Below are 3,891 nucleotides of genomic sequence, written 5' to 3'. Positions count from 1 at the left end.
CCGTTGCCGACCTGATTCGGCGCTAGATCCTTTCTCCGCAGGATCCCGGCCCAGCGATGCTCAATTACAATTTCAACTGGTCCGTCATCTGGCGGAATTGGGACAAGTTTCTCGACGCGCTGTTGCTCGGACTGGGTCTGGCCGTCCTCTCCCTGATCATCGGCTGCGTGATCGGGCTCCTGCTGGCCTATGCCCGCACCTCGAACAGCAAATGGCTCCAGTGGTCGTCATGGGCGTATGTGGAGCTCATCCGCAACACACCGCTCCTGCTGCTGATCTTCATGTGCTATTTTGGACTGCCGGAACTGGGCATCCGCTTCCTCGACAAGATCGAGTCCTTCATCCTGACGCTCTCCCTCTACGCGGGCGCGTACATGGCCGAGGTTTTCCGCTCGGGCCTGACCTCGATCCCGAAGCAGTATGTCGAGGCGGCCAAGTCGATTGGGATGCGGCCCTGGCAGCGCCAGCGCTGGGTGGTCCTGCCGGTGATGTTCCGCATCACCCTGCCGGCGATCAGCAACAACCTGATCTCGCTGTTCAAGGATACCTCGCTGGCTGCCGCCATCGCCATTCCAGAGCTCACCTTCACTGCACGTCAGGTCAACGCCAACACCTACCGGGTGATGGAGGCTTGGCTGACTGCGAGCGCCCTCTACCTCGTCACCGCCTACGCGATCGCGCTGATGCTCCGTGCGCTCGAACGGCGCTACGCATCGATCCGCTAGAGGTCAGACCATGGAACGGGGCACTTTTCTCTACGAAATCTGGATCGCGCGCTGGTCCCTGCTCTCCGGCTTCGGCATCACCGTCTCCGCGTCGGTGCTGACGATCGTGATCGCATCGATCTGCGGCATGATCCTCGGGGTCGCGCTGAGCTATGGCTGGCGCCCACTCCGCTGGCTGATCCGACTCTATGTCGACGTGCTGCGCGGCATCCCGGTGCTCGTCCTGATCCTGTTCACCTATTACGGCCTGGCCCTGTTCAAGATCAACGTAGCGCCGTTTTGGGCTGGAGTGATCGCGCTCGGCGCCTTCTCGACGGCCCACATCGCCGAAACGATCCGTGGCGGCATCCAGTCAATTCCTCACGGCCAGATGGAAGCCGCCAAGTCGATCGGCCTGCAGTTCCACCAGCGGCTGGCGCATGTGATCGTGCCGCTCGCGATCCGTCGGGTCCTGCCACCCTGGATGAACACCTGCGCAGAAATCGTGAAGAACACGACGCTGCTGTCGATCATCGGAGTGGTCGAGTTCCTCCTGGCGAACCAGCAGGCGATCGCGCGCAACTACCTGATCCTGCACTTCTACCTGTTCGCGACGCTCATCTATCTTCTGCTGAATTTCTCGATCTCGCAGGTCGGCGCTGCGCTGGAGCGCCGCTATGCCCACCTCCGCTACTGAGGCGACGTTCCCATGGTGGCTAAGCCCGCTCCGCTCCTGCAGGCCCGCGGGGTCAAGAAGACCTTCGGCCAGCTGCAGATCCTCAAGGGGATCGACCTGGATGTGTACCAAGGGCAGGTCGTGGCGCTGATCGGTGCCTCCGGCTCCGGCAAGACGACCTTCCTGCGCTGCATCAACCTGCTGGAAGAATACGAAGGAGGCGAGATCCTGCTCGACGGAGAGCAGATCGGCTACCGGATCGAAGGCGAGGCCCAGCGGCGCCGACGCCTCGGCGAGACGCAGGTCTCGGCCCAGCGCGCGCGGATCGGCATGGTGTTCCAGAGCTTCAACCTGTTCCCGCACATGACGGCGGCTCAGAACATCATGCTCGGCCTCACCAAGGTGCGTGGCAAACCGAAGGCCGAGGCGCACGACATCGCGCGGCATTGGCTGGCCCGGGTCGGCCTCGCCGATCGCAGCGATCACTATCCCTATCAGCTGTCGGGAGGGCAGCAGCAGCGCGTCGCCATCGCGCGGGCGGTCGCGATGGAGCCGCGCCTCCTCCTGTTCGACGAGGTAACCTCAGCCCTGGACCCGGAACTGGTCGCTGAAGTCCTTGCGGTCATGCAGGATCTGGCGAAGAGCGGCATGACCATGTTGCTGGTCAGCCATGAGATGCTGTTCGTCCGTCAGGTCGCGGATCACGTGATCTTCATGGATGCGGGCGTCGTGGCGCAGTCGGGCCGGCCGGCTGAAGTCTTCGAGAACCCCGCCACACCACGCCTCCAGCAGTTCCTGGGCCGCTTCCATGGCATCCTCGGGACGGCGGCATGACGATCTTGTAAGGAACTTTGCCCACCCATATCTGTTGTCCGGATCACGCGCTGTAATTTTGCGTGGAGCGGAATGATGTTGAGGTCATGGGCAGGGTCGGCAGCCCTGATCTTGTCGCTGGGTATGGTCGGGCAGGCAATCGCTGACGACGTGCAGGTTGCACAGGTCGAGCAGAAGGCCGAGGCTCTCGAAGAGAAGATCGCTGAGCAGCCGGCGCCGGCGCCAGTGAAGCCTGCCGAACAGATCACGCCTACCGAGGCAAAGGCGGTCGATCCGACCGGGCAGCAACCGCTGGACGATGCCATCACCTGTCTGTCCCGGACGATCTACTGGGAGGCCAAGGGGGAGGGCGAGCGTGGCATGAGCGCGGTGGCCGCTGTCGTGATGAACCGGCTGGCCGACCCGGCCTTCCCCAAGACCGTGTGCGCCGTGGTGACCCAAGGCAAGGAGACCGGTGCCTGCCAGTTCTCATGGTGGTGTGACGGTCGCCCGGACGACGTGGAAGAAGCGCAGCCCTATGCCGAGGCCACCGAGATCGCGCGCCGCGCGCTCAATCAAGAACTCGAGGATCCTACGGACGGCGCGGTGAACTTCCACACGCTAGCGACCCAGCCGAGCTGGGCCAGCGAGTTCGTCAAGACCGCGACCATCGGTGAGCACGTCTTCTATCGCAGTGCGGAACAGACCGCGGACGTCCAGTAAGTCTCAGCCGAACTCCACGCGCTCGATATCCTCGTCGCTCCAGCCGAAATGGTGGGCGATCTCGTGGATCAGCACGTTGCGGACCAGGTTCTCGAAATCGACGTCCGTCTCGCACCACTCCGCCAGAATTGCCTGGCGGAACAGGAAGATCATGTCGGGCTGGGAGCCAATCTCGCGACTTTCCTGCAATCCCACCGGAGTGCCGGCATAGAGGCCGGTGAGATCGTAGGGGTTTTCCAGCTGCATTTCCCGGACCAGGTCATCACCCGCCAGTTCCTGGACGATGATCGGGACGTCGCGCAGCGGGGATCGGAACGGCTCCGGCAGGTCGGCAAGAACCTCCTGCCCGATACGGACGATGTCGTCAGCGCTTGGAGGAAACCAGCCCCGCTCGTCCATGAATATGCACCTCGCCTGCCTGCCCCGGCCCGTGAACATGGATCGGGGCCCGCAGGTTTGGAAGACCCACGGACCCGTTCCTCGTGATCCAGGCGGGAATTGGTTCTCGCCAGATCAGGCAAGCTTCTGGCGGACGTCCTTGATGGCCGATGAGATCAGATCCTGCTCCTTGGCCGGATCGAGTTGCTCGGCGATCAGCCGGCGCGTGGTCCGCATGGCGAGGTCGGCCGCCTTGCCGCGGATCTCCGCGATGGCGAGTGCCTCCTCCTGCGCAATCCGTTCTTCCGCCGACTTGGTGCGACGGTCGATGGCCGCTTCCAGGTCGGCGCGCAGCTGCGCCTCGACCCGGGCGTTCTCCTCCGCCCCACGCTGCATGATGGTGGCAGCCAAGCCTTCGCCGTCGTGAAGCTGGCGCTGGTGCTTGGCGAGCAGGGCCTGGGCTTCCTCGCGAAGGCGCTGCGCCTCATCCAGTTCCTTGCGGATCTGATCGGCACGCCGGTCGAGCGTCCCGATGAGCGTTTCCTTGATCGGCTTCCAGAGGACCAGAGCCAGGATGATGATCGAAATAAGGAGCCA

Annotated in this window: 6 protein-coding genes; 4 read left to right on the top strand and 2 right to left on the bottom strand. The window is 63.5% G+C overall.

The window, feature by feature from the left end; all coding sequences use genetic code 11:
• Positions 1-56 precede the first annotated feature (56 nt).
• The 4 genes from VHL31_RS11835 to VHL31_RS11820 all read left to right on the top strand — a co-directional run bounded on the left by VHL31_RS11835 (position 57) and on the right by VHL31_RS11820 (position 2,916).
• Entirely contained in the window at positions 57-725 is a 669-nt protein-coding gene (locus VHL31_RS11835) for an amino acid ABC transporter permease (RefSeq protein ID WP_329661419.1), read from the top strand.
• 10 nt (positions 726-735) lie between these two features.
• Entirely contained in the window at positions 736-1,401 is a 666-nt protein-coding gene (locus tag VHL31_RS11830) for an amino acid ABC transporter permease (RefSeq protein WP_329661418.1), read from the top strand.
• Positions 1,402-1,413: 12 nt separating this feature from the next.
• Positions 1,414-2,214 (top strand): amino acid ABC transporter ATP-binding protein, encoded by an 801-nt coding sequence (locus VHL31_RS11825; protein WP_329661417.1) that lies wholly within the window; start codon positions 1,414-1,416, stop codon positions 2,212-2,214.
• Between the two features lie 72 nt (positions 2,215-2,286).
• Positions 2,287-2,916, top strand: a complete 630-nt coding sequence (locus VHL31_RS11820; protein ID WP_414653705.1) for a cell wall hydrolase — start codon at positions 2,287-2,289, stop codon at positions 2,914-2,916.
• A 3-nt stretch (positions 2,917-2,919) separates the two neighbouring features.
• Here VHL31_RS11820 and VHL31_RS11815 read toward each other — a convergent pair whose 3' ends face one another.
• Both VHL31_RS11815 and VHL31_RS11810 read right to left on the bottom strand, forming a co-directional pair.
• The gene (locus VHL31_RS11815; RefSeq protein ID WP_329661415.1) at positions 2,920-3,315 is read right to left on the bottom strand and encodes a metallopeptidase family protein; all 396 of its coding nucleotides are present in this window, start codon (positions 3,313-3,315) and stop codon (positions 2,920-2,922) included.
• 114 nt (positions 3,316-3,429) lie between these two features.
• On the bottom strand, positions 3,430-3,891 hold a 462-nt coding region (locus VHL31_RS11810), incomplete at its 5' end, for a hypothetical protein (RefSeq protein ID WP_329661414.1).

The sequence above is a fragment of the Geminicoccus sp. genome (assembly GCF_036263595.1).
In the GTDB taxonomy this organism is placed as follows: domain Bacteria; phylum Pseudomonadota; class Alphaproteobacteria; order Geminicoccales; family Geminicoccaceae; genus Geminicoccus.
The sequence above is the reverse complement of the archived record's forward strand: the minus strand, read 5'-3'. Positions and strand labels throughout refer to the sequence as shown.